The following is a 22,617-nucleotide window of genomic DNA, read 5'->3' on the forward strand; positions in this document are numbered from 1 at the left end:
AAAGGTTCTAAAAACTCTAAAATTTCCTCACAAACAATATATTGGCCATCAGGAGATAATGATTGGGTATTTCCACCAATTATAATAACATCCTGATTATCTTCACCTAAATCACGAATATAATATAATTCATTAATCATATTTTCAATCATGCCGTCGTCACCAACCAATACCTGTGGCGGGAAAGTTGGAGAATAGATTTCTGCAAATTTAGTCGCATCCAACTCATCAATCATATGATCAGCAACCAATTTGCCCACATGACCAACACCAGGTAATGCTTCTATGAAAATAGGATTATTTAACTCTACTTCTTCTAAAACAGTAATTTCAGTGGCTTTCATTTTTTTCCCTTAATTCCTTTTTTAATATACGGCGATATTTACCGTATTTATCCTCAATAGAAAATTTTGGAGGATAAATTACTTTCAAATCCCCATCACATTTAGGGCATTTATCCTCTAAAGTATAAATTCCACATTCTGGACATTTACGCATTTTCATAGTCATAAGAATCTAATCATCTAACTCTCTTAAAAATGAACCGTTACCTTCAGATTCTTCAACAACAGCAATGCATCTTTCAGCAGCAGCCTTAAGTGCTTTTTCAGCAAGCAAATAATCTGTTGATTTGACAGTGATTCTGTATCTTGGAGCACCAACACATTGGACCTTAATCTCTTCCTCCTCATCACCATTATCTTCAGCAGCCTTAAGTGCATCAATAATGATTTCGACACCGTTAGGTACGAAAGTTTCAATATCGACATAACCATTGATATGAACTTCCGGAGGAGTAATATTCTTTTGTGCCACTTCTGTAATAGCGTCAGCCCAATCCTGAGGAATTCCTTCTTCTGTTAAAGATTCAGCTCCTTCATCAGCTGCAGTTTCAAAAGCACCATAAACATCTCCAAAGATATCCATGAGTTCGTAACCTACTTCATCATAAGCTTCATCCAAATTCTTATCTAAAGATTTAGCTGACAATTCCAAGAATTTTTCAGCTTTCTGTTCGATTTTCCAATGTTGAATCTTTTTAGTTCTTTGATCTTCACGGATTCTTTTTAAAGAAGCATCTACATGTCCTTTTTTAGGGTTTACTCTTAGAACACGGCATACAATCTTTTGATTTTCTCTTACGTGATCTCTAATATTTTTTACCCAACCAGCAGAGACTTCAGAAATGTGAATAAAAGCTTCTTTGCCTTGATATTCTTCCAATTTAGCGAATGCCCCATAGTTAAGAACTTTGTAAACAGTACCTACAATAAGTTCTCCTTCATCAGGCCATTCTCTATTTTTTCTTACCATGTAAAATCACCCCAAAAACAAGCAAAAATTAAAAAATAGTTAAAAAATAAGTTAAAAACTAAAAAATTTAGTTTAAAACTTTTTCAATGTGTGCTGTGATTTTAGCTTTAGCACCACGAGATTTAACAAGAGTTTTACCACAAATAATACATTTAACGTCAGAAGCTGCACGGTCAAAGATTATTTGTTCATTGTCACAATCTAAACATTTAACTTTTAAAAAGTTTCCTCTTCCTTTACTAACCATGTTAACCACCTATTTTGCTACGAATTCAGGTTTTCCTGTTCTGAAAGATTGTTTTATGTGGGATTTACCACATTCTTTACATTTAGCTCTTAAGTCTAATTTTTTAACTGGTTTGTTTCCAGCAGGTAAAGGCCTTGGATAACCTCTGTAACCAGCAGTAACACGTCTGAATTGTCTTTGTCCCCAAGTTAACTCACTAGCTTTTCTTTTTTTAGCAGTGTGGAGTTCATGTATTGTATGTTTTTTACAATGAGGACAGTATGTCCTTTTTTCTTTTGGTATTTTCATATTTCCACCATTATATTATTTTTTTTATTTTAATATACACTGAAAAGTGCTTAATTAAATAGTCATTATAAATCTAATTGCAAATTTATCTAAACTCAATTTATATCAAAAAGCGTTAGAGATAGAAACTGCATAGTAACCGTTTATGTCTACAAACAGCAAAAATCCAAATTATAATAAATAATTTTTTAATATTACAAATAGATATGGGATATAATTATATTATTAAGAGTATATAAAGTTATCTTATATTTTAACAAAACGGGCTTTTCTATTTTTCACAAAAATATTTGCATTAATTTTTGGCAATGTGACTATATCCTGTGACCGGAACGGACCATATATCTTTTCATCTATGCCGACAATTGAATCAACTTCATCCAAAACAAGAATAGTTACAATTTCAGATTCTCTTGTTCTTTTTGGGACATCTATATCAACAAACTGGTCATCAGGGTCTATTATTTCAATATCATCAAATTCAGAAGGTTTTTTAGAAACTTCCTTTTTAACTTCAGGAACTTTGGACTTGGCAACTTGCTTTTCGATAGGCTCCCTTACCTCATCGGTAATTACCTTAGCTTTTGAAATCTCATCAATCCTATCTAAAACTTCATCATCGCTTTCATCTGATGATTCATCAGTCTCTTCTAAAATGTCTTCGCCAGTTTCCTGATTGTCGATTGCAATATCTGCAACATCGCTTAATGAAGCTCCAGTCTCAATATCATCGGATTCCTCAATATCATCATTTTCTATTACATCCGGAGCCGTTTTAGGAATTTCCTGACCTGAAAGGTTTGATCTGTGATTTTTTAAGGTCTCAATTATTGAAAAATAAAAAGTTTCCTCTTCAGGAGTTAGATTGAGTGGCATTGAGTCAACCAAATCAAAATCCTGCTTTCCTGAGAAAAGCTGATATGACCTGTTCATATTCAAGACAGCAGCACTCGTAATCTTATGCTCACGCCTTTCACAAATCTCAGTGGCTATTCTTCTAGCCTCATTTAAAGTATTGTAAACATCAGAGAATGGATCATCAATAGCAGATTGTTTCAACTCATTGATATACTCATGAATATCCTTATAAAAGGTCTCTTCAACATGAGCTAACGTACCGTTATCACGTTCTTTCTTTTGAATTTTACGTAATGATTGATATAAATCCACTTATTATCATCTCGGATGGTTTTTAAAAAAATAAAATAAGAAAAAACAAATGAAAAATTAATCATCTGTTTCTAATCTTGGAGCAAGCAAGAAACTGAGTTTACCGTCACCAGTAACCATATTCAAGGTTAAACTTAATGGCATATCGGTACCCAAACTAATTTCAGCTTCCTCTGAAAATTTATCTGCTTTAAGCATTTCTCTAATTTTATCTAAGGAAAATAGAGATTTTGCATGCTCTTTAATATTTTCGCCGTGAAGATATTTAATACTTGCATCACCAAATTCACCATCTGCAGATGCTATGAAGTAATCTTCATCGACCTGTAAAGCAATTTTATCTGAAAATATTTCAATATCGTTGATTGAATCTTTTAAAATAGAGAAACGAACTTTAAAGGTTGTTGGATGATTAATTTGAGGAGGAGTAGGGTTATCATACTCGATATCAATTAATCTTATTTTAAATGTTCTTGTTGCGTCTCCTTCAAAAGTAATGATAAAGTTACCTTCATCAACGGACATTAAAACTCTATCTTGAGATTTAGCCCTTTTAAGAACTCTCATAAACTCATCAGTATCTATATTAATCTTTTCAGGGACATCACAAACATATTCATCAAATAAACTAGCTTTAAGTTCTAAATGAACAAAAGTTATGTGACTGCGGTCTAAGGCATCTAATCTCATGCCTTCACTGTCAGTTTGTATTTGAACTTCATCAACGATTGATGAAATTGCATCAAAACTGGTTTTTAAAATACTAGAATCACTTAATTCAGCTTTAAACATAAATAATCCTCTAATTTTTAATCGTAAAAATTTTTGAATATTATTAAATAATATGTTAATTCTGTATTATAAATATTTCTTATTCACCACATGCATTTTTCATATCTGACACATATCCTTTTAATGCACCAGCAGCATTTTCCCCATACTCTTCGATGATTTTAACAATAGCACTCCCAACAATAACTCCATCAGCAATTTTAGATATTTCAGATGCCTGTTCAGGAGTGTTAATACCAAATCCAACAGCAACAGGCAAATCACAGACATCACGAATGTCTGAAATTATGGCATCCAAATCTGTTTTTATCTCTGAGCGCATTCCAGTAACTCCCAATGATGAAACAACATAAATGAATCCTGTAGCCTCACTTGCAATCTTTTGAATTCTTTGCTTGGAAGTCGGAGCAATAAGTGAAATTACATCAACATCGTTTTCAGCGGCAATATCTGCTATTTCACCTTTTTCTTCATAAGGCAAATCCGGAGAAATTATTCCATCAACACCATACTCCCTACACTTTTTAAAGAACTCTTCATAGCCATAAAAGAACACCGGATTAATGTAAGTTAAAAATACAAGTGGAATATCTGTCTTTTGGCGAACTTCCTTAACAATTTCAAAAACATCGTCTGTTGTAGTGTCATGTTTCAGCGCACGCACATTAGCGTCCTGAATTACAACACCCTCAGCCATAGGATCTGAAAAAGGAATTCCAATTTCTATCAAATCGCATCCTGCCTCTTCCATAGCCAAAATATATTCTACAGTTTTTTCAACAGTCGGGTCTCCAGCAGTTAAAAAACCGATGAATGCAGTTCCATCAGCAAATGCATTAGCTATCCTACTCATTTAAATCAACTCCTCTATATTCTGCTATGGACTTGACATCCTTATCTCCTCTTCCAGACAAGCAAACAATTATAATATCATCCTTATCCATTTCAGGCGCAATCTTTATCGCATGGGCAACAGCATGTGAACTTTCAATAGCCGGAATTATTCCTTCCATCCTAGATAAATATTCAAATGCCTCTACAGCCTCTTCATCATTAACCGGAACATATTGTGCTCTTCCGCAATCTCTCAGGTATGCATGCTCAGGTCCAACGCCAGGATAGTCCAGACCAGCAGAGATTGAATAAACCGGAGCGATTTGACCATAATCCCCCTGATTAAATAATGACTTCATTCCATGAAATATGCCTATTTTACCATTAGTCAATGCTGCAGCATTATATGGAGTATCCACACCTTTTCCTCCAGCTTCACAACCAATTAATTGTACATTTTCATCATCTATGAAGTTATAGAATGCTCCCATCGCATTACTTCCGCCTCCGACACAGGCCAATACGGCTGTTGGCAGTTTGCCTTCTTTTTCAAGAATTTGTTCGCGTGCTTCGGCACTGATTACTGCCTGAAAATCCCTAACAATTTGTGGAAATGGATGTGGGCCCATTGTTGAACCTATAACATAATTAGTAGTGCCAACATTAGCAATCCAATCCCTAAATGCATCATTTACTGCATCTTTTAATGTTTTTGTTCCTGATTTGACAGTATGGACTTTTGCTCCAAGCAGTTCCATACGATAGACATTTAAAGCCTGTCTTTCAGTATCGACTTCACCCATGAATACTTCACATTCTATATCAAGAAGCGCCGCAGCCGTTGCCGTAGCCACACCATGTTGACCGGCACCAGTTTCTGCTATTACCCTTGTTTTTCCCATTTTTTTAGCCAATAGCACCTGTCCCAAAACATTATTGATTTTGTGTGCTCCGGTATGGTTTAAGTCTTCCCTTTTCAGATAGACCTTTGCTCCGCCAAGGTCCTCCGTCATTCTTTTTGCATAATACAATAATGATGGCCTTCCAGCATATTCTTTTAATAATGTATTCAATTCCTCAACGAATTCAGAATCATTCATATAATGATTGTATTGTTCTTCCAGATAGATTAGTTCGTTCATTAGTGTTTCTGATATATATTGGCCACCATATTCCCCATATCTTCCATTAGTCATTTAATGCCTCCATGACCTCTTTAATTTTTAATTCATCTTTATAACCATCAGTCTCTACGCCACTGCTTAAATCAATAGCATAAGGATCGAATTCCATTATAGCTTCAGCAATATTATCTGCATTTAGTCCTCCAGCTAAAAAGAATTCTTTTTTTAAATCTTTTCTTATCAATCGCCAGTCAAAGGTTTTTCCACTGCCCTTTCCACTGTCCAGCAACAAATAATCTGCAAGCGAATCATCATAATCCAATAGATTTTTATCGCCTGACATTTCAATAGCATTAATAATTTCCAGTTGATAGTTAGAATTTTGCTTTAATATCTTTATATATTCTTCACTTTCATTGCCGTGAAGCTGCACAATGTCTATTATTCCATCACCATATAGCTTCAGAATTTCCTCAATTTCCGCATCGACAAAGACGCCTACAGATTTAATTGAAGAATCCAGATTCTTCTTCATTTTACTGGCCAAATCATGTGAAACCTTTCTTTTAGAATCAGCGAATACAAATCCTATATAATCAGGTTTGTATTTATTTACAATTTCAATATCTTCCAATCTTTTCAATCCGCAAATCTTGATTTTAGCCATTTTTCAACTCCGAAATCATAGCCTTTTTATCATCACTTTTCATTAAAGTTTCACCTATTAAAACTGCATCAACATTATTTTCTTTTAATCTGATGATATCTTCATGGGATTTAATGCCACTTTCAGATATAAAAACTATATCTTCACCAACACATCTACGTAGATTGATACTGTTTTCAATGTCCACACTGAAATCCGTTAAGTCACGATTGTTTACACCAATGATTTCAGCACCAACCCCCAAAGCTTTCATGATTTCTGTACTGTCATGAACCTCAACAATAGCGGACAATCCTAAAGAGTGAGCAAGATCAAGATATTTCTTTAGCTGAACAATATCCAAAATAGCTACAATCAATAAAATAGCTGAAGCACCAAAATATTTAGCCTGATAAACCATATACTCATCAATGACGAAATCCTTTCTTAAAATAGGAACGGAAACATTTTGAGCTATTTCTTTTAGATAGTCATCGTCTCCCTTAAAAAAGTAAGGTTCCGTCAATACAGATATTGCGCTGGCACCCGCTTCCTCATATTCTTTTGCAATTTGAAGGTAATCAAAATCTTCACTGATTAAACCTTTAGAAGGTGATGCCTTTTTGACTTCAGCAATAATTGAAATATCATCGCTCTGAAGCGCCTTTTTAAAGGGGAACTCGTCATTGATTTCAAGATAAGAAATTTCTCTTTTTAAATCGTCAAGCGGAATAATGGATTTTTCAAGTTCAATACGTTCTTTTGTTCTTTCAACTATTTCATCTAACATAAAAATCAACTATTTGTAAACTCAATAAATTTTTCAAGCTGCTGAATTGCCTTGCCTGAATCAATTATTTCCTCTGCGAGCTTTACACCGTCGTTAATTGATTCGACAACACCTGCAACATATAATCCTGCAGCGGAATTTAAAACAACAGCATTTCTTTTTGGGCCTTTTTGGCCTTTAAGAATATCCAATGTAATTTGAGCATTTTCTTTAGAGTCTCCTCCAACCAAATCTTCCTTATTGCATTTTTCAAAACCGAAATCAGAAGGGTCTATTTCATAAGATTTGGTTACGCCATCCTTAATTTCACAGACGCAGGTTTTATCACTAGCGGATATTTCATCCATTCCATCAGTACCATAAACAGATAATGCTGATTTTACACCGAGATTGTTTAATACTTTTGCTAAAGGTTCTACTAATTCTTTATCATAAACACCTAAAACCTGCATGGTTGCACCGGCGGGATTTGTTAATGGACCCAAAATATTGAAAATGGTTCTAATTGCAAGTTCCTTTCTAACACTGGCAACATATTTCATTGCTATATGATAATTTTGAGCAAAGAGGAAACAAATATTATTTTCTTTTAAGCATTTTAAGCTCTTTTCAGGTTCAATATGAATATTGACACCCAGTTCTTCCAATACATCAGCGGCTCCACACTTACTTGATGCAGACCTGTTTCCATGTTTTGCAACAGGAACTCCTGCAGCTGAAATTACGATTGAAGAAGTTGTTGATATATTAAATGTATTGGAACCATCTCCACCAGTTCCCACAATCTCCAAAGCTTCAACATCATTCAATAACCTGACACAATGATCCCTCATAGCTTTAGCGGAAGCAGTGATTTCATCAATGGTTTCACCTTTCATGGACATTGCAGTTAGGTATGAGCTCATCTGAACTTCACTGGCATCACCGCTCATAATTTCATCCATTGTCTGATATGCCTCATCATAAGTCAGATCTTCCTTTCTTGAAACCTTTAAAATAGCTTCTCGAATCATTTAAATCCCCTCTAAAAAATTTTTAATAATTGTTAATCCATCGGGTGTTAAAATTGATTCCGGATGAAATTGCAATCCATAAACATTATAATCCTTATGCTTAACGGCCATTATTTCCCCGTCATCGCAGGCAGTAGATATTACTTCCAATTCTTCTGGCCTGGTGGAATCCAATAAACTTAAAGAATGATAACGGCCAACCTTAATTGTTGAATCGACACCTTTGAAAATAGAATCATCATTTAATGATATGTCTGATGATTTGCCGTGCATCAATCTGTTAGCATAAGAAACAACACCGCCAAAAGCGACACAAATTGACTGGTGGCCAAGACAAACTCCTAAAATCGGGATTTTGCCTGCAAATTCCTTTACAACATCAACACATATTCCTGCATTTTCCGGCTTTCCAGGTCCCGGAGACAAAATGATGGCATCAGGATTTAATGATTCAATTTCTTTTAAAGTAATCTTGTCATTTCTTGAAACCTTAATGTCCGGATTAATCTGACCAATCAATTGGTAGAGGTTATATGCAAAACTATCATAATTATCTATAAGAAGAATCATTCTAATCCCCCATCAGCCATTTTCAATGCATTAATTACAGCAGCTGCCTTGTTCATGGACTCATCAAATTCAGTATTAGGGACACTGTCTGCTACAATTCCTGCTCCTGAACGGATGAATGCCTTATTGTTTCTGGCGAATGCTAATCTAATTGAAATACAGGTATCCAAATTTCCACTCAAATCAACATAACCAATAGCTCCGCCATAAATTCCGCGCTTATTGTTTTCAAGTTCATTAATAATTTCACAGGCTCTGATTTTTGGAGCTCCGGACAATGTTCCTGCAGGAAGAATTGAATCCAGAGCGGCCAAGGCATCAAGATCTTTTCTCAATTTTCCGGAAACTGTAGAACCGATATGCATCACATGAGAAAATCTCTCAACGGACAGGTACTTGTCCACTGATACAGATCCTATTTCGGCAATTCTTCCAATATCATTACGTCCAAGGTCAACCAGCATATTGTGTTCTGCAAGCTCCTTTTCGTCAGACAATAGCTCTTCTTCCAATTTCAAATCTTCTTCAGGAGTTTTTCCACGAGGTTTTGTTCCTGCAAGAGGAAAAGTATAGAGATTACCATTATTTACCTTAACTAACGTTTCAGGAGATGCACCGGCAATTTCTATATCATCGCTTGAAAAATAAAACATGTATGGAGAAGGGTTCGTGGTTCTTAAAACCCTGTAGGCATCAAACAGACTTCCTTCAATATCCGCCTCTATACGATTAGACAAGACAACCTGGAAAATATCACCTTCACGAATATAATCCTTTGCTTTTTCAACCATATCACAATATTTTTCACGACTAAAAACTGGCCTGAACTCTGATTTTAACTTTAACGGCGCAATATTAGGCTTCTTACCATGGAGAATTAAATAAGCAATAGTCTTTAACTGTTTACATGCTTTTTTATAATTCTTTTCCAAATCATCTGTCTTCATATTAACAATTATAATGATTTTTTGTCGGAAATTATCAAATGCTATTAACTTATCAAAAAGCATTATGTCAATATCCTTAAACTGATCTTGATTTTCAGCATCAAGCTTTAATGAAGGCTCAGCATATTTAATGTAGTCATAAGCAAAATAACCTACAAATCCTCCAGTAAATGGAGGCAAATTTTCTAATTTTGGAGATTTATTTTTATCAATCAAATCTCTTATTATTTCACTAGGATTGTTAGTTTTGATTGTTATTGTGTCTTCAGTTAATCTAGTAAAGTTCACATCACCCTTGATTTGAACTTCACCATTTTGGCAAGTTAATTCTATTAATGGATTGAATCCTAAAAAGCTGTACCTTCCCCAATTTTCAGCATCTTCAATACTTTCTAACAAAAAACAATGTTTAGTTATGCCTTTAAAAACTTTTAATACCTGAATTGGAGTTGAAACATCAGAAAACAACTCATAAGTTATAGGTATTCTTTTATATTGCTCATCTTTGGCAATTTCTTTTACTTCATCTAAACTTGGGGAAAACATTTTTTATCACCAATTATTTATATATAATTATTAGAATAATGTACTATTTAAAACCTTGTAGTACATATTTGTACATTATTCTACAATATCAAAACAAATAAAATTCAATAAAAATGAGGATTTCTACAAAAATGATAAAAAAGGAGATTTAACCCCTATTTTAAGTAAAATAATTTTTTTAGGTACTTTGTTTTGGAAAACAGCAATATTATAATATAGGACAGTGCAAACACAGCTATAAAAATTATCATATGATAAACTACAGGTATTTGTAGAGTGAATTTTGAATAAGGATATATTACCTGTAAGAATAATTCCAGGAAGAAAACATGAACTAAATAAATTCCAAAAATAAATGTAGACAGTTCCTTAAGTTTTGGACTATCATTTTCTTTATTCTTACAAATCGCTAAAACAAAAACAAAAATAGCAATGGAATATAATGTACTGGTAATGTCTTCACCGGTTAAGAAATAATTTCTTATTGATGGAATAGCAACAATATATGTTTGAACAGCCCATAACATGACGAATGCACTAATTATTCCTAAAATGTATATTATTATTCTCTTATTTTTGGCCAATTGGAATGTGCTGAGATACCATCCTAAGAACAGAAAGATTATCATTCTCATTAATGGATTCAGATAAAACTGTGCCACAAAATCTTTCACGGTAAAGTCTGCGCCTATAGTGAAAATGCCTAGCGTTTTTGGAATACATTGAACCACAAAACAACCGATAATAATCCATAGTATGTAATTTCTATTTTCTCTTTTTACAAATAACCTTAAAATCGGAATCAATAAATACATTCCCACTATCATGTACATATACCACATATGAGGATAATCAGATCCTTCAAAGCAGATTAAATAGTTTAAAAAAGTACTAAATGAAGTTGGCTGATGTGTCAGTGTTGGAAGCCCATATCCATAAAACAGTCCGTAAAATACTGTCCAAAATATAGTTATCAAAACGAGAGGAAGCCATGATTTGCGAATGAATTTTTTATCATCGAAAGGTTTGTCTTCATTTAGAAGCAACGCCCCACTAATCATTAAAAAGACTGAAATAGGAAAAGCACTCAATAATACATTAATTATGTTTTCTGTGATAAATTCTATAGTGTCAGGATTATAATTCAGGACAAAAAAAGCACTTAAATGCGCACCTATTACTCCCAGTATAGCCATTAATCTTAAAATGTCATAACTAAGATACCGTTTATTTTTCGTTGCCATCTAATATTTCCCCTATATAATATTTTCATGAAACATTTGAAAAATGTTAATTTAATATTAAATATTATGATTTCTAATGTATATTATCTTATCCATTTTTGTGGAACTGTCAAAAAGTTAGCTCTTGATTTCTTTTTTCAATCCATCCATTTTTTTTTGAAGCATTATCTGATTGAATACTCCTTCCATTGTTCTAAATTTTTTTTATGTGCTCATGGCATTGTATTACCTATGTAGTTTTCTATTTGGTTGAATATTGTTTTTTAAAAAATTTTTTGTAGTTTTTGAATCTTCTTTTTTAGCCAATAGCTCCTCTATTAGCATTCTATTAACAATATCAAAAAGTATATGTCGATAATTCTATTTCTCATTGATTCTAATCCATTGTACATCATATACAATGTAACCTGAGATTTTCAAATCTTCGTTTAAAAAGTAAAGTCCATCATGAATTGGAATAAAAAATAGAAAAATTAGAATATTCAAAACATTCTGAAAATCGAACAATAACTTATATTTAAACCTTTTTAAAGAATTTGACTAATTTTATGCAAAAATAAAGAAAAATAAAAAATTTAAAATAAATCTGTCAAAGAGCTAACTTTTTGACAGTCACATTAATTGTTTCAAGAGTTGATAAGAACAGACAACAAACAGAATTAATTCATTTTATCCTGTTCACGGCTAAATTCTATAACAATCTTTTTAATTTCACGAGATTCCAAATAAGGAAGGTTCTCTTTTAATTCTGTTTCCAAGTTTTTATTAATCTCCAGTCTTTTTTGCGCATATTCTTCATCACTTAAAGAGGATTTATATTCCTTGTTCAAATTTGAATATTTAGTGACAAGCGGTTGAATTATTGTTACAATATCTTTATCTAATTGATCATTAATTTCTTTTCTTTTTTTTACCTCAGAAACAAATCCTACAACAGTTATAAAAAATCCTAGAACAGTAATAGTTAATGCAGGCACCATAAACTGATTATTGCCAACAAAAAATACGGAAAGTAAAATTCCGACAAGAATTAATAAAATACCTATTTTTTTCAAATTCATAGAATATTCCTACCTTTTATTAATATATTTCCACTCCTGACTAATTGATATTACTATTAAATAAAGTGACACAATAGCCAAAATGGAAAATAAAACAATAAATATATCATTTGTAAATATTAAATTTCCAGAATCGACATGAACCATCACCTCTGCCAACAAGTTATTTATACAATGTGCGAGTATGCATGTTAAGATATTTTCTGTTTTGAGATAGATTATACACATGCACACACCAAATATGCTAGCCGAAATGATACTGCCATAACTATGGAGTGCTCCAAATAAAATTGAAGTAATTGCTATTGCAAAGGATGTTGGTACAATTAATTTAAGCCTATTTAAAAATACTCCTCTAAACAAAAGTTCTTCACATATGGGTGAAATGAGGATTGTTGAAATTATAGAACCTATTCCTGCAAGTGAATTTGCAGCAATTAAAGGAATTATAGGCATTGTTATAAATGATTGTAATCCTGGAATATTATCTATCGCAAATATTGATAAATACATCATCCCATAAGAAAAGAAAACATTTACTAAAACTATAATAATAAGAGATTTTAGAGATATCTTAGAAAAAATATTCTTCAAATCCTGTTTAAAATCCTCACCAAAAAACCTTAATCTATAAATAAAATAGACTATAACACCAACATAAATCCAATCTTCACTAATGGAATATCCAAAAAATCCAAAAAGAATTACTATACCCACCAATGCAAGAAGTACGATTAAAATCTGCAAGATAGTAATTTTCTTAAGACAATCATTTAATGAAGACATGATTAAAGATATGATTATATTAATATAAAAAATAATAAGATGAAGTTAAAAATAATTAACCTCTTAAATTATAAATTAAACCTTGGCAGCGATTTTGGAATAATGACATATATGGTGCAACTAAAAACAACATGATAATATTTGTAATAAGCATTCCCACAAATCCTATGCCTGCAGTTGATCCAACACCTGTAGTAAATAAACTTCCAACAGCAATGCCGAATGCACCAAAAATCAATCCAATAATTAAAGTAATAACGATAAATACAGCTATTGTAATTAACAAAATACCAATATACGCTAATAAATATCTTCCATAACCAATGAAAGACATTATCTCTTTTATTTTGGATATTTCAAATGCGGATTTTAAAGAATCATTATTGGCAGCCATATGAGGTACGGCTAAAAAGGCAAACAATGAAAAAATCAATGCCAGAATTATTCCAACCAAATATAATGCTGAATTCTTAAATATGTTTGAAGCAACAAGGATAATGATTGGAATTATCTCATAAACAATATAAACCACCAAATATTTTAAGCCATCAATAAACATTCCTTTCAAATCTGAAAAGTCTGGAGGCACTTCATCCACATTAATCATGGTTTGGGTTGATAGCTTTATAACTCTATAATTATATCCAAAGAAAAATACCAATGGAATAATTAAAAAATTCAAAAATGATAAAACTCCCAATATAAGGAGAATTGAAATTTTCCTTGATGCAAATTCTAATGAATCTTTGTAAATATCTAAAATCATTCTAAACTACCTTCATCTATAATAAAAACCTCTTCAATGTTATCCTTACCCAAAATTTTAGTAATTTTAAAGGCCAATAACAATGAAGGATTATATCTAGCATTTTCTAATGCATTAATGGTCTGACGAGTAACCCCAGCCTCATCCGCCAACTCTTGTTGTGTTAAGCCACTTTTCTGGCGAAATTCACGAATTTTAGTTTCCAAATAATCACCCATAATCATATAACTTTTACTGAAAAGTTAATCCTATATGTTATATTAATTTAGACATCTATATAAATATTGTCAATAATTTTTCACATAATAATCTCATGCAATGCCATAGATTTAATCCTAAATACTTAAACTATATGAATAGACAATTGACAAATATAGATATGAATATCAATTTAAAATGAGATGATAATAATGGCTATACATCCAATCGAATTTAGATACGGTACTCCCGAAATGAAAAAAATTTGGGAAGAGGAAAACAAATTACAAAGAATGCTAGACATCGAATCAGCACTCGCACAAGCAGAAGGAGAATTAGGAATAATCCCACAAGATGTTGCTGATGAGATTGCAAGAAAAGCAAATACAGAATATGTTAAATTAGAAAGAGTGAAAGCTATAGAAGCTGAAACTAACCACGATATTGCTGCATTATCAAAAGGAATTACTGAAGTTTGTGACAATGGAGCAGGAGAATATGTTCACTTTGGAGCAACTTCAAATGATATTGTAGACAGTTCAAACTCATTACTAATTCGTGACTCAATTGACGTATTGGAAGAAAAAGTAGAAAGATTGACTAAAATAATGCTCGATTTAGCTAGTGAAAATAAAATGAAAGTATGTATCGGACGTACACACGGTCAGCATGCACTTCCAACAACATATGGAATGAAATTTGCCTTATGGGCAGATGAACTCCACAGACAATATGAAAGACTGGAACATGCAAGAGCAAATGTCTGTATTGCAATGATGGATGGAGCTGTTGGAACAACAGCAGCATTGGGAACAGACGGATGGAAAGTCCACAAAACTGTTGCTCGCATCTTAGATTTGCCTGCTGCAAAAATTACAAATCAAGTTGTTCAAAGAGACAACCATGTTGAATTCATATCAACACTAGCAAATATTGCTTCAACTTTAGATAAAATAGCTTTAGAAATTAGAAGTCTTCAAAGGACAGAAATAATGGAAGTTGGAGAATACTTCGATCCAGAAAAACAAGTTGGCAGTAGTACAATGCCACATAAAATGAATCCGATTACCGCTGAAAGAATCTGTGGTGTTGCAAGAATTGTAAAATCATATGTAAATGCTGCTCTTGACAATAACCCTTTATGGCACGAAAGAGACTTAACAAATTCCTCCTGTGAAAGAATAATGTTTCCAGAAAGCTGCATATTAACAGATTACATTTTAAATTTAACAATCAAATTAATGAGCAATCTAGTATTCTATGATGAAAATATCGAAAGAAACTTGAATTTCACAAACGGATTAATTATGGCTGAAAGATTAATGGCCGAACTTACAAGAGCAGGAATGGGAAAACAGACCGCATATGGAATTGTAAGGAAAAATGCTATTAAAGCCAATAAAGAACAGTTATTACTCGGAGAACTCATCTTAGAAGATAGTGAAGTTCAAAAATACCTAACTGAAGATGATGTTGAAAAAATAATGGATCCACACACATATACAGGCTCAATTGAAATTATTATTGATGAATTATTGGAAGACTCTAAAAATTGGTTCTAAGGAGATAAAATGGCAATTAAAGAATTAAAATCAATTGATATATCATCATTTACAATCATATCAACAGGTATTGCTGTTTTATTTTCCATCATAATATCAATATTGCTTACAATAAGCATTGGATTATTAGTACCCAACAGCTTTGCAACAATAGCATATCTTATTCCTACGATTGTTTTTGGAACAATTATCAGTTGTATTTTCACATTTTTCTCAGTATCCTATCTTTATAATGTTTTATCAAAGAGATTCAGTCCTATCAAGTTGGATATTGAAGAAAATATTATTAAAAAAGTTTCACCAAAAGAAACAGGACTGATTGCAGGATGCATAGTGTTAATTATGGTTCTTGTTGTATATTTTGCATTTTCCTTACTCATTCCATTGTTTTTAAGTTCATTAATTACCGTGATGATGTACGGTTCACAAATAAACATGGCAACACTGGCATATCAACTACTGTTTTTAACATCCGACCCTACATTCATTGCAGTTGGAATAATAGGTAGTGTAATTATAATATCAGTATTTATACTACTTGCAACTTATATTTATAACATTTTAGCAAACAGCGAAAGAGGAATAATCGTAGAACTTACAAAAGAAGACAAATTAACCCAACTCGAATCATTAACCCCAGTAAACTTCGGTATAGCTATCGGTGCAATAAGTCTTATTTTAAATATCATAGTAGGGTTAATTTTGGTAATTAGTGGTGTTCCTATATTCAATACATTGGTAAGCATTTTATTAAGCTTTGTAATTGCATTTATAGAAGCAGTATTGATTGCAATATTTTATAATCTCCTCAGTCCAAGAATCGGAAAACTAAAAGTAGAATTGGAATAAGTTAATTAACTTATTTCTTTTATTTTTTTAATAAAATTAATGCTGAAATTGGAAGTTAACCAAATCCAGCTAAAAGACCTATGTTATAGATTAGAAATGAAACAACATATGCAGTTACAAAGGTAATGGCACACATTGTCAAAGCCCACCTATAACCATTCATTTCATGCTTAATCGCAGCAATGGTACTGAAACATGGGACATATAATAAAGTAAATGCCATAAATGAGTATGCAGACAATGGGGTGAAAGTATCCTGTATTAAATGTGTCATACCACTTTCATCATCTTCGTTCATGCCCCCAAGTGTACCGAAAGTAGATACAATAACTTCTTTTGCAGCTAATCCTGCGATAAGGGCCACGGCTGCTTGCCATGTGCCGAATCCTAATGGAGCAAAAATTGGGGCGATAAAGTTACCGATCATGCCCAATATACTGTCAGCAGATCCGTATTTAACACCTAACGGGAAGCTACCTAAAGCCCATAATACAATGGAACATGCAAGAATTACTGTTCCTGCTTTTTTTATAAATCCCATAACTTTTTCTCCGGTATGCAATAATACTCCTTTTAGTGAAGGGAGTTTATATGATGGAAGTTCCATTACAAATGGAGTTGTCACACCTTTCAGCAATATTCTTTTGAGAATTGATGCTACAATAAATGCCACTACGATTCCTAAAAGATAGATTGACAGTAATATAATTCCATTATATTCTTGGAAAAATGCTGCAATGAATATTGCGTAAATTGGTAATCTTGCTGTACAGGACATGAATGGTACAAGCATCATAGCAATCTTACGGTCATTATCGTTTTCTAATGTTCTTGTTGCCATGATTGCGGGAACTCCACAACCAAATCCTAAAATCATTGGTATAAATGCTTTACCATGAAGACCAACAAGTTTATGCATAATTAAATCCATAGAAAATGCGGCTCTTGCCAAATATCCGCAATCCTCAAGAATGCTTAAAAATAAAAATATTATGAGAAGTATAGGTAAGAAAGAAAGAACTCCTCCAACACCTCCAATAACCGCATCACATATAAATGATGTTAAATAGGGATTTGGTATAAGACTGGCTACAAATTCAGAAAGCATTTTAAAACCTATCTCAATTAAATTTTGAAACGGTGCACTTACATTATATGTAATTTCAAAAATTATAAACATTAATACCATAAAAATAGGAAATGCTAAAAACTTGTTCAGTACAATATTATCTATTTTATCAGTAAGGGTTTCTCCTTCAACAAGATTAATTTCAACGGATTTTGCCATCACATCATCAATAAATTCGTATCTTGCACTTGCAATTATTTCCTCAGGACTTTCATCATAAGCATCATTAAGGTGTTTTAACACATTATCTAATTCTTTGAAAATTGCTGAACTTTGGGGCGAATTTTGAACCTTTTTAATAATAATTGAATCATCTTCAAGCAATTTGATTGCTGTCCATAGTGAAGGCACATCAAGTAATTTCTCATCCTTTTCAATTAATGATTGTAGATTTACAAAATGACTTTTTAACTCAGCATCATAAGTTAAACTTTTAGAAGAATCAAAGGGTGCTTCTGCTTGCTTTTCTACACTATTAAACAATTCTTCGATTCCATAACCCGTTTTAGCATTGATGTCAATTACTGGAAAACCTAAAATTTCACTCATCAAATCAACATCAATTATATATCCTCTTTTTTTTGCAAAATCATTCATATTGAGTGCTAAAACTAAGTTTGCTCCCAGTTCCATCATCTGAACAGTGAGATATAAGTTACGCTCCAAGTTAGATGCATCAACCACATCAATAATTACATCCGAATCTTCATCAACTATAAAATCTCTTGATACAATCTCTTCCATCGAATGAGCACTTAATGCATAGTTTCCTGGCAAATCAACAATCTCATAATCATATTTTCCTCGCGAAAATTGACCTACGGCTTGTTCAACTGTTTTACCTGGCCAATTTCCAACATGCTGATGCATACCAGTTAACTCATTAAAAACAGTTGTTTTTCCAACATTGGGATTTCCTGCCAATCCAACCTTTAATTTTACCATAAAACTCTCCAATCATTAAATTTTAATTAACATTAACTTAAAAAGTATCCGTACTTTTGTATTGTCTATTTTACATATAATTTTAATATTATTTAATATTATTGTACAAAAATTATTCAGCTTTAAGAGGCAAGGTTCAAATTGATGACAAAATTCCATATATTAATCAGAAAAAAAGAGATTTTCTGAAAAGAAACATTATATAAATTAAAATTTAAAATATTAACTAACTATATGTTGGAGAGAATCATATGAAAGATATTTTCGATAAATGCGAATTTGCAGAATTTAATCTTAACAGCAGAATCATCAGAACAGGCGTTTGGGAAAGACAGACAGACGGAGGGTTTTTAACACCAGAAGTCTTTGATAGATATGAAAATATTGCAAAGAGCGGAGTTGGACTGATTTTATCCGAAATATTTGCATTTGATCCAAAAGACCGTTTCTACAAATATTCAACAAATACCAATTATAGAGGATTCATTAAAGACTACAAACAAATTACAGACATCTGCCATAACTATAATGTCCCTATTTTAGGCCAACTGGCATTTTTCTACTATGATGATGGAGATAATCAAAAAGCGGAGCCTAACGATTTAACAATAGAAGGAATTAGAAAGCTTCAAGCAGAAGTCATTACGGTTGCTAAAAAATTTTCCTTTGCAGGTTTTGACGGCATTCAAATCAATATGGGAAACAATTTTTATCTATCCCGATTTGTCAACCCATATTTCAATCAAAGGGATGACAAATATGGTGGAAATACACTGAATCGATTGAGAATTGTTCTTGAAATCATTCAATTAATTAAAAAGACAATAGGTTTCCATGTCAGCTGCAGAATCAATATTGAAGATGTAAGAAAAGGTGGAATGACACAGGAAGAAAGCAAGAAAATAGCTAAATTGCTGGCAGAACATGGTGCAGACAGTATCCAAATAACCGGCAGAACCATTTCTATGAAATATGATGCAGAAGAAAAGCATGTGTTCCTGGATTATGCAGATGAATTATCCAGAGAAGTCGATATTCCCATCATATTGGCAGGAAACTTGAGAGATATGAAATCAATGAATGAAATATTGAATTCCTCAAACGTTGAGTTTATGTCCCTTTCAAAACCTTTTGTTGCGCAGGCAGATTTTCTTGCAGATTGGAAAGAAAACAGAGATGGATCTTCCATATGCAGAGGATGCAATAACTGCTATTCCAAAAAGGAAAGCAGATGTTTCCAATTTAGTGATTAAAAAAATAGAATTAATTGATAATTAAATCAATTAATTTTTTACTCTTTTTATAGGTGGCACATAACGTTTAAGTAACAAGGATAGGGAAATGACTGTTACAGAACTTAATGCCATAGCCAAACCAGCCAATTCAGGCTTAAACATTATACCAAAGTTAGGATATAAAACCCCTGCAGCCACAGGAATCAATATTGTGTTGTATGCAAATGCCCAAAATATATTTTCCTTGATTCTTCTCATTACCTTTTTGGAAAATTGCACAGCAGCCACAACGTTTTCTAAATCCCCTTCCATTACTACAACATCACCACTTTCCATTGCAATATCAGTTCCATTACCCATTGCAACACCAATATCCGCTTGAGTTAATGCGGGAGCATCGTTAATCCCATCTCCAGTGAATAATACTTTTTTAGAACCATTTGATTGAATATTTCTGACAATGTCCAGTTTATTTTCAGGGAGTATTCCTGCCTCAACATTGTCAATGCCAACATCGTTTGCAACAGATAGTGCTGTACTTTCATTGTCACCCGTTAACATGTATGTTTCAATGTCCATCTTATGCAATTCTTCAATGGTTCTTTTAGAATTTGGCTTGACCTTATCTGAAAGACTTATGATTCCACAGACAGATGCATCAACTGCCAGAAGAATTATAGTTTTACTTTGATTTTCCAATTTCGCATAGGTATCTGAGATTTCATCAGACAAATCAATATCATTGCTTTCCATCAGTACCCTATTTCCGGCCAAAACGCTTTTGCCATCAATTTCGGCTTTGATACCTTTACCCGTGACATTTTCAAAATCAACAGTATTCAATAATTCCAAACCTTCAGCTTTTCTAACAATAGCTTTAGCAATAGGATGGTTTGAATTTTGCTCAACAGAAGCGGCTAAAGTAATTAATTCATCTTCAACAATACCATAAGCAATTACATCATCGACTTCAGGTTTTCCTTCAGTAATAGTTCCAGTCTTATCAAATGCTGCAACATCTATTTGACCTGCATTTTCCAAGGTGTCACCATTTTTAATCAGGATACCGAACTCTGCAGCCCTTCCAACACCAACAGTAACGGCTGTCGGAGTGGCCAAACCTAAAGCACAAGGACATGCAACAACCAGAATAGAAATCAGACAAGTAAGAGAGAAGAGCAAAGTTGCACCCAAAACAAAATACCATATACAGAATACTGCAATAGCAATAGTTAAAATAACCGGAATGAAATAAGAAACAATTGTATTGGCAAATTTTTGAACAGGAGGTCTTGATGACTGTGCCTTTTCAACCAAACGTATAATGTTGGATAAAACTGTTTCAGAACCAATTTTTAAAGCACTGATAATCAAAACACCATCCTGATTAATGGTACCTGCAAAAACTTCCTCCCCATCTTTTTTAACTTTAGGAATAGGCTCACCATTAATCATAGATTCATCAACATAGGATTCACCACCAATAACCTTACCGTCGACAGGTATTTTGTCTCCAGGCTTCACCATAAGTTTGTCTTCAAGTGAAATTTCTGCAATTTGAACTTCTTTCTGAGATATTATTTCATTGTTTTCATCGACTTCAACCAATGTAGCAACAGTAGGCTGAAGGCCAATTAACTCACGAATTGAATCTGAAGTTTTCTTTTTAGCCTTAGCTTCCAAATATCTTCCAATCATTAAAAATGAAGGAAGCATAACTGCAGATTCATAAAACATGAATGTATGATCCAAAACTATTCCAAATGTGCCCAGAATACTTGATCCATAAGCCACAATAATACCCATCGAGTACATTACATCCATATTCAAGTTTTTATGCATTAACCCATTGATTCCGGCTTTTAAAATTGGAAGTGAAACATATAAAAACGGTAAAATACTTACAAGCAATGAAAGCAATCCCATTGAAGAAATGTCAATACCAGTACTTTGATGAATTTGGTGGGTCAATCCCATTAACGGATCCCACATAGTATACATCAAAATCATCAATATGACTGAAAAAAACAGACCAACGATAATTCTATTTCTTTTACTTATTAAATCCTGTCTGTAAAGCTCTTCTTCATCGATTTCCGTTTGTCCATCGATTCCCAATAGTTCAAAACCCAGACCATCTATTACCTTTTCCATATCATCAATAGTGACCTTGCTTTTATCATAACGAACAAAAGCAGTTCCTGATGTTAAATCCGCTTTAACATCAAAAATTCCATCCAATCGAATTAAAAAATTCTCAACGTTCATAGTACAAGAAGCACAATGCATACCATCAATTCTTAAAGTGACTTCGTCTGAATGAAGTTCAAAACCCAAATTTCGTACAATGGAATCCATTTCATCATATGACATTTTTTTAGGATTTACCGTAATATGGAGCTTGTTTGTGGCCAAATCAGCATCCACCGCTTCAACACCATCTTCACGTTCAAATGTCTTATTGACACTCAATACACATGAAGCACAATGCATGCCCTCAATAGGCACATCCATATCCTTTAATTTTGCCATTTCATCACCATTTTATTAATATAACATAT

The 22,617-nt window shown here is 32.8% G+C and carries 24 protein-coding genes; 3 read left to right on the plus strand and 21 right to left on the minus strand.

The genetic code is table 11. The annotated features are described in order from the left end of the window. The 19 genes from ACKI3Q_RS00005 to ACKI3Q_RS00095 form a co-directional block, all read right to left on the minus strand. On the minus strand, positions 1-344 hold a 344-nt coding region (locus ACKI3Q_RS00005; RefSeq protein WP_407413050.1), incomplete at its 3' end, for a PAC2 family protein. Beyond that, complete coding sequence (locus tag ACKI3Q_RS00010) at positions 331-510, minus strand: RNA-protein complex protein Nop10 (RefSeq protein ID WP_407413052.1); 180 nt, start codon at positions 508-510, stop codon at positions 331-333. The genes ACKI3Q_RS00005 and ACKI3Q_RS00010, both read right to left, overlap by 14 nt. Before the next feature lie 6 nt (positions 511-516). Beyond that, entirely contained in the window at positions 517-1,314 is a 798-nt protein-coding gene (locus ACKI3Q_RS00015) for a translation initiation factor IF-2 subunit alpha (protein WP_407413054.1), read from the minus strand. Positions 1,315-1,381: 67 nt separating this feature from the next. Continuing rightward, complete coding sequence (locus tag ACKI3Q_RS00020) at positions 1,382-1,561, minus strand: 30S ribosomal protein S27e (protein ID WP_042691937.1); 180 nt, start codon at positions 1,559-1,561, stop codon at positions 1,382-1,384. Between the two features lie 9 nt (positions 1,562-1,570). Next, positions 1,571-1,849, minus strand: a complete 279-nt coding sequence (locus ACKI3Q_RS00025; protein ID WP_296794498.1) for a 50S ribosomal protein L44e — start codon at positions 1,847-1,849, stop codon at positions 1,571-1,573. 246 nt (positions 1,850-2,095) lie between these two features. After that, positions 2,096-3,019, minus strand: coding sequence for a hypothetical protein (locus ACKI3Q_RS00030; protein WP_407413057.1), 924 nt, complete (start codon positions 3,017-3,019; stop codon positions 2,096-2,098). 57 nt (positions 3,020-3,076) lie between these two features. Beyond that, positions 3,077-3,811 (minus strand): proliferating cell nuclear antigen (pcna), encoded by a 735-nt coding sequence (gene pcn / locus ACKI3Q_RS00035; protein ID WP_407413059.1) that lies wholly within the window; start codon positions 3,809-3,811, stop codon positions 3,077-3,079. Positions 3,812-3,890: 79 nt separating this feature from the next. Further along, positions 3,891-4,664 (minus strand): tryptophan synthase subunit alpha, encoded by a 774-nt coding sequence (gene trpA, locus ACKI3Q_RS00040; RefSeq protein WP_407413061.1) that lies wholly within the window; start codon positions 4,662-4,664, stop codon positions 3,891-3,893. Beyond that, positions 4,657-5,841 (minus strand): tryptophan synthase subunit beta, encoded by a 1,185-nt coding sequence (gene trpB, locus ACKI3Q_RS00045; protein WP_407413063.1) that lies wholly within the window; start codon positions 5,839-5,841, stop codon positions 4,657-4,659. The genes trpA and trpB overlap by 8 nt, the downstream gene beginning before the upstream one ends. After that, complete coding sequence (locus ACKI3Q_RS00050) at positions 5,834-6,436, minus strand: phosphoribosylanthranilate isomerase (RefSeq protein ID WP_407413065.1); 603 nt, start codon at positions 6,434-6,436, stop codon at positions 5,834-5,836. The genes trpB and ACKI3Q_RS00050 overlap by 8 nt, the downstream gene beginning before the upstream one ends. Beyond that, positions 6,429-7,205 (minus strand): indole-3-glycerol phosphate synthase TrpC, encoded by a 777-nt coding sequence (gene trpC / locus ACKI3Q_RS00055; protein WP_407413067.1) that lies wholly within the window; start codon positions 7,203-7,205, stop codon positions 6,429-6,431. Before trpC ends, ACKI3Q_RS00050 begins: the two co-directional genes overlap by 8 nt. Positions 7,206-7,210: 5 nt before the next feature. Next, positions 7,211-8,218, minus strand: a complete 1,008-nt coding sequence (trpD, locus tag ACKI3Q_RS00060) for an anthranilate phosphoribosyltransferase (protein WP_407413069.1) — start codon at positions 8,216-8,218, stop codon at positions 7,211-7,213. Continuing rightward, positions 8,219-8,788: an anthranilate synthase component II gene (locus ACKI3Q_RS00065; RefSeq protein WP_407413071.1), complete on the minus strand. Its 570-nt coding sequence runs from the start codon at positions 8,786-8,788 to the stop codon at positions 8,219-8,221. It abuts the gene before it with no gap. Continuing rightward, positions 8,785-10,281 carry an anthranilate synthase component I gene (gene trpE, locus ACKI3Q_RS00070; protein WP_407413073.1) on the minus strand — a complete coding sequence of 499 codons (1,497 nt, stop codon included), beginning with the start codon at positions 10,279-10,281 and terminating at the stop codon, positions 8,785-8,787. Before trpE ends, ACKI3Q_RS00065 begins: the two co-directional genes overlap by 4 nt. A gap of 155 nt (positions 10,282-10,436) precedes the next feature. Further along, positions 10,437-11,525, minus strand: coding sequence for an acyltransferase (locus ACKI3Q_RS00075; protein ID WP_407413075.1), 1,089 nt, complete (start codon positions 11,523-11,525; stop codon positions 10,437-10,439). Between the two features lie 659 nt (positions 11,526-12,184). Continuing rightward, complete coding sequence (locus ACKI3Q_RS00080) at positions 12,185-12,586, minus strand: hypothetical protein (RefSeq protein ID WP_407413077.1); 402 nt, start codon at positions 12,584-12,586, stop codon at positions 12,185-12,187. A 9-nt stretch (positions 12,587-12,595) separates the two neighbouring features. Beyond that, positions 12,596-13,372, minus strand: a complete 777-nt coding sequence (locus ACKI3Q_RS00085; RefSeq protein WP_407413079.1) for a CPBP family intramembrane glutamic endopeptidase — start codon at positions 13,370-13,372, stop codon at positions 12,596-12,598. A gap of 55 nt (positions 13,373-13,427) precedes the next feature. After that, a complete protein-coding gene (locus ACKI3Q_RS00090) occupies positions 13,428-14,054 on the minus strand; it encodes a DUF4013 domain-containing protein (protein ID WP_407413081.1) in 627 nt (208 codons plus the stop codon). 80 nt (positions 14,055-14,134) lie between these two features. After that, positions 14,135-14,344 (minus strand): helix-turn-helix transcriptional regulator, encoded by a 210-nt coding sequence (locus ACKI3Q_RS00095; RefSeq protein ID WP_407413083.1) that lies wholly within the window; start codon positions 14,342-14,344, stop codon positions 14,135-14,137. Between the two features lie 204 nt (positions 14,345-14,548). Here ACKI3Q_RS00095 and purB point away from each other — a divergent pair, with 204 nt between their 5' ends. Further along, entirely contained in the window at positions 14,549-15,898 is a 1,350-nt protein-coding gene (gene purB / locus ACKI3Q_RS00100) for an adenylosuccinate lyase (RefSeq protein WP_407413085.1), read from the plus strand. A 9-nt stretch (positions 15,899-15,907) separates the two neighbouring features. Continuing rightward, positions 15,908-16,747, plus strand: a complete 840-nt coding sequence (locus ACKI3Q_RS00105; protein ID WP_407413087.1) for a hypothetical protein — start codon at positions 15,908-15,910, stop codon at positions 16,745-16,747. Between the two features lie 55 nt (positions 16,748-16,802). On the opposite strand, the gene feoB is transcribed toward ACKI3Q_RS00105, so the two are convergent. Beyond that, the gene (gene feoB / locus ACKI3Q_RS00110; protein ID WP_407413089.1) at positions 16,803-18,821 is read right to left on the minus strand and encodes a ferrous iron transport protein B; all 2,019 of its coding nucleotides are present in this window, start codon (positions 18,819-18,821) and stop codon (positions 16,803-16,805) included. Between the two features lie 251 nt (positions 18,822-19,072). On the opposite strand from feoB, the gene ACKI3Q_RS00115 reads away from it, so the two are divergent. Then, on the plus strand, positions 19,073-20,074 hold the full coding sequence (locus ACKI3Q_RS00115) for a tRNA-dihydrouridine synthase (protein WP_407413091.1): 1,002 nt from the start codon (positions 19,073-19,075) through the stop codon (positions 20,072-20,074). A gap of 30 nt (positions 20,075-20,104) precedes the next feature. On the opposite strand, the gene ACKI3Q_RS00120 is transcribed toward ACKI3Q_RS00115, so the two are convergent. Further along, entirely contained in the window at positions 20,105-22,588 is a 2,484-nt protein-coding gene (locus ACKI3Q_RS00120) for a heavy metal translocating P-type ATPase (protein WP_407413093.1), read from the minus strand. Positions 22,589-22,617: the final 29 nt, after the last annotated feature.

This window comes from Methanobrevibacter sp., assembly GCF_045636185.1.
Lineage (GTDB): Archaea > Methanobacteriota > Methanobacteria > Methanobacteriales > Methanobacteriaceae > Methanocatella.

What these genes read in the sequence shown, in the direction of transcription:
- trpC (WP_407413067.1), bottom strand. Translation starts at nt 7,205, where the DNA reads ATGTTAGATGAAATAGTTGAAAGAACAAAAGAACGTATTGAACTTGAA.
- trpB (WP_407413063.1), bottom strand. Translation starts at nt 5,841, where the DNA reads ATGACTAATGGAAGATATGGGGAATATGGTGGCCAATATATATCAGAA.
- ACKI3Q_RS00080 (WP_407413077.1), bottom strand. Translation starts at nt 12,586, where the DNA reads ATGAATTTGAAAAAAATAGGTATTTTATTAATTCTTGTCGGAATTTTA.
- feoB (WP_407413089.1), bottom strand. Translation starts at nt 18,821, where the DNA reads ATGGTAAAATTAAAGGTTGGATTGGCAGGAAATCCCAATGTTGGAAAA.
- ACKI3Q_RS00065 (WP_407413071.1), bottom strand. Translation starts at nt 8,788, where the DNA reads ATGATTCTTCTTATAGATAATTATGATAGTTTTGCATATAACCTCTAC.
- ACKI3Q_RS00075 (WP_407413075.1), bottom strand. Translation starts at nt 11,525, where the DNA reads ATGGCAACGAAAAATAAACGGTATCTTAGTTATGACATTTTAAGATTA.
- trpA (WP_407413061.1), bottom strand. Translation starts at nt 4,664, where the DNA reads ATGAGTAGGATAGCTAATGCATTTGCTGATGGAACTGCATTCATCGGT.
- ACKI3Q_RS00120 (WP_407413093.1), bottom strand. Translation starts at nt 22,588, where the DNA reads ATGGCAAAATTAAAGGATATGGATGTGCCTATTGAGGGCATGCATTGT.
- ACKI3Q_RS00085 (WP_407413079.1), bottom strand. Translation starts at nt 13,372, where the DNA reads ATGTCTTCATTAAATGATTGTCTTAAGAAAATTACTATCTTGCAGATT.
- pcn (WP_407413059.1), bottom strand. Translation starts at nt 3,811, where the DNA reads ATGTTTAAAGCTGAATTAAGTGATTCTAGTATTTTAAAAACCAGTTTT.
- ACKI3Q_RS00115 (WP_407413091.1), top strand. Translation starts at nt 19,073, where the DNA reads ATGAAAGATATTTTCGATAAATGCGAATTTGCAGAATTTAATCTTAAC.
- ACKI3Q_RS00105 (WP_407413087.1), top strand. Translation starts at nt 15,908, where the DNA reads ATGGCAATTAAAGAATTAAAATCAATTGATATATCATCATTTACAATC.
- purB (WP_407413085.1), top strand. Translation starts at nt 14,549, where the DNA reads ATGGCTATACATCCAATCGAATTTAGATACGGTACTCCCGAAATGAAA.
- ACKI3Q_RS00015 (WP_407413054.1), bottom strand. Translation starts at nt 1,314, where the DNA reads ATGGTAAGAAAAAATAGAGAATGGCCTGATGAAGGAGAACTTATTGTA.
- ACKI3Q_RS00050 (WP_407413065.1), bottom strand. Translation starts at nt 6,436, where the DNA reads ATGGCTAAAATCAAGATTTGCGGATTGAAAAGATTGGAAGATATTGAA.
- ACKI3Q_RS00025 (WP_296794498.1), bottom strand. Translation starts at nt 1,849, where the DNA reads ATGAAAATACCAAAAGAAAAAAGGACATACTGTCCTCATTGTAAAAAA.
- ACKI3Q_RS00010 (WP_407413052.1), bottom strand. Translation starts at nt 510, where the DNA reads ATGACTATGAAAATGCGTAAATGTCCAGAATGTGGAATTTATACTTTA.
- trpE (WP_407413073.1), bottom strand. Translation starts at nt 10,281, where the DNA reads ATGTTTTCCCCAAGTTTAGATGAAGTAAAAGAAATTGCCAAAGATGAG.
- trpD (WP_407413069.1), bottom strand. Translation starts at nt 8,218, where the DNA reads ATGATTCGAGAAGCTATTTTAAAGGTTTCAAGAAAGGAAGATCTGACT.
- ACKI3Q_RS00020 (WP_042691937.1), bottom strand. Translation starts at nt 1,561, where the DNA reads ATGGTTAGTAAAGGAAGAGGAAACTTTTTAAAAGTTAAATGTTTAGAT.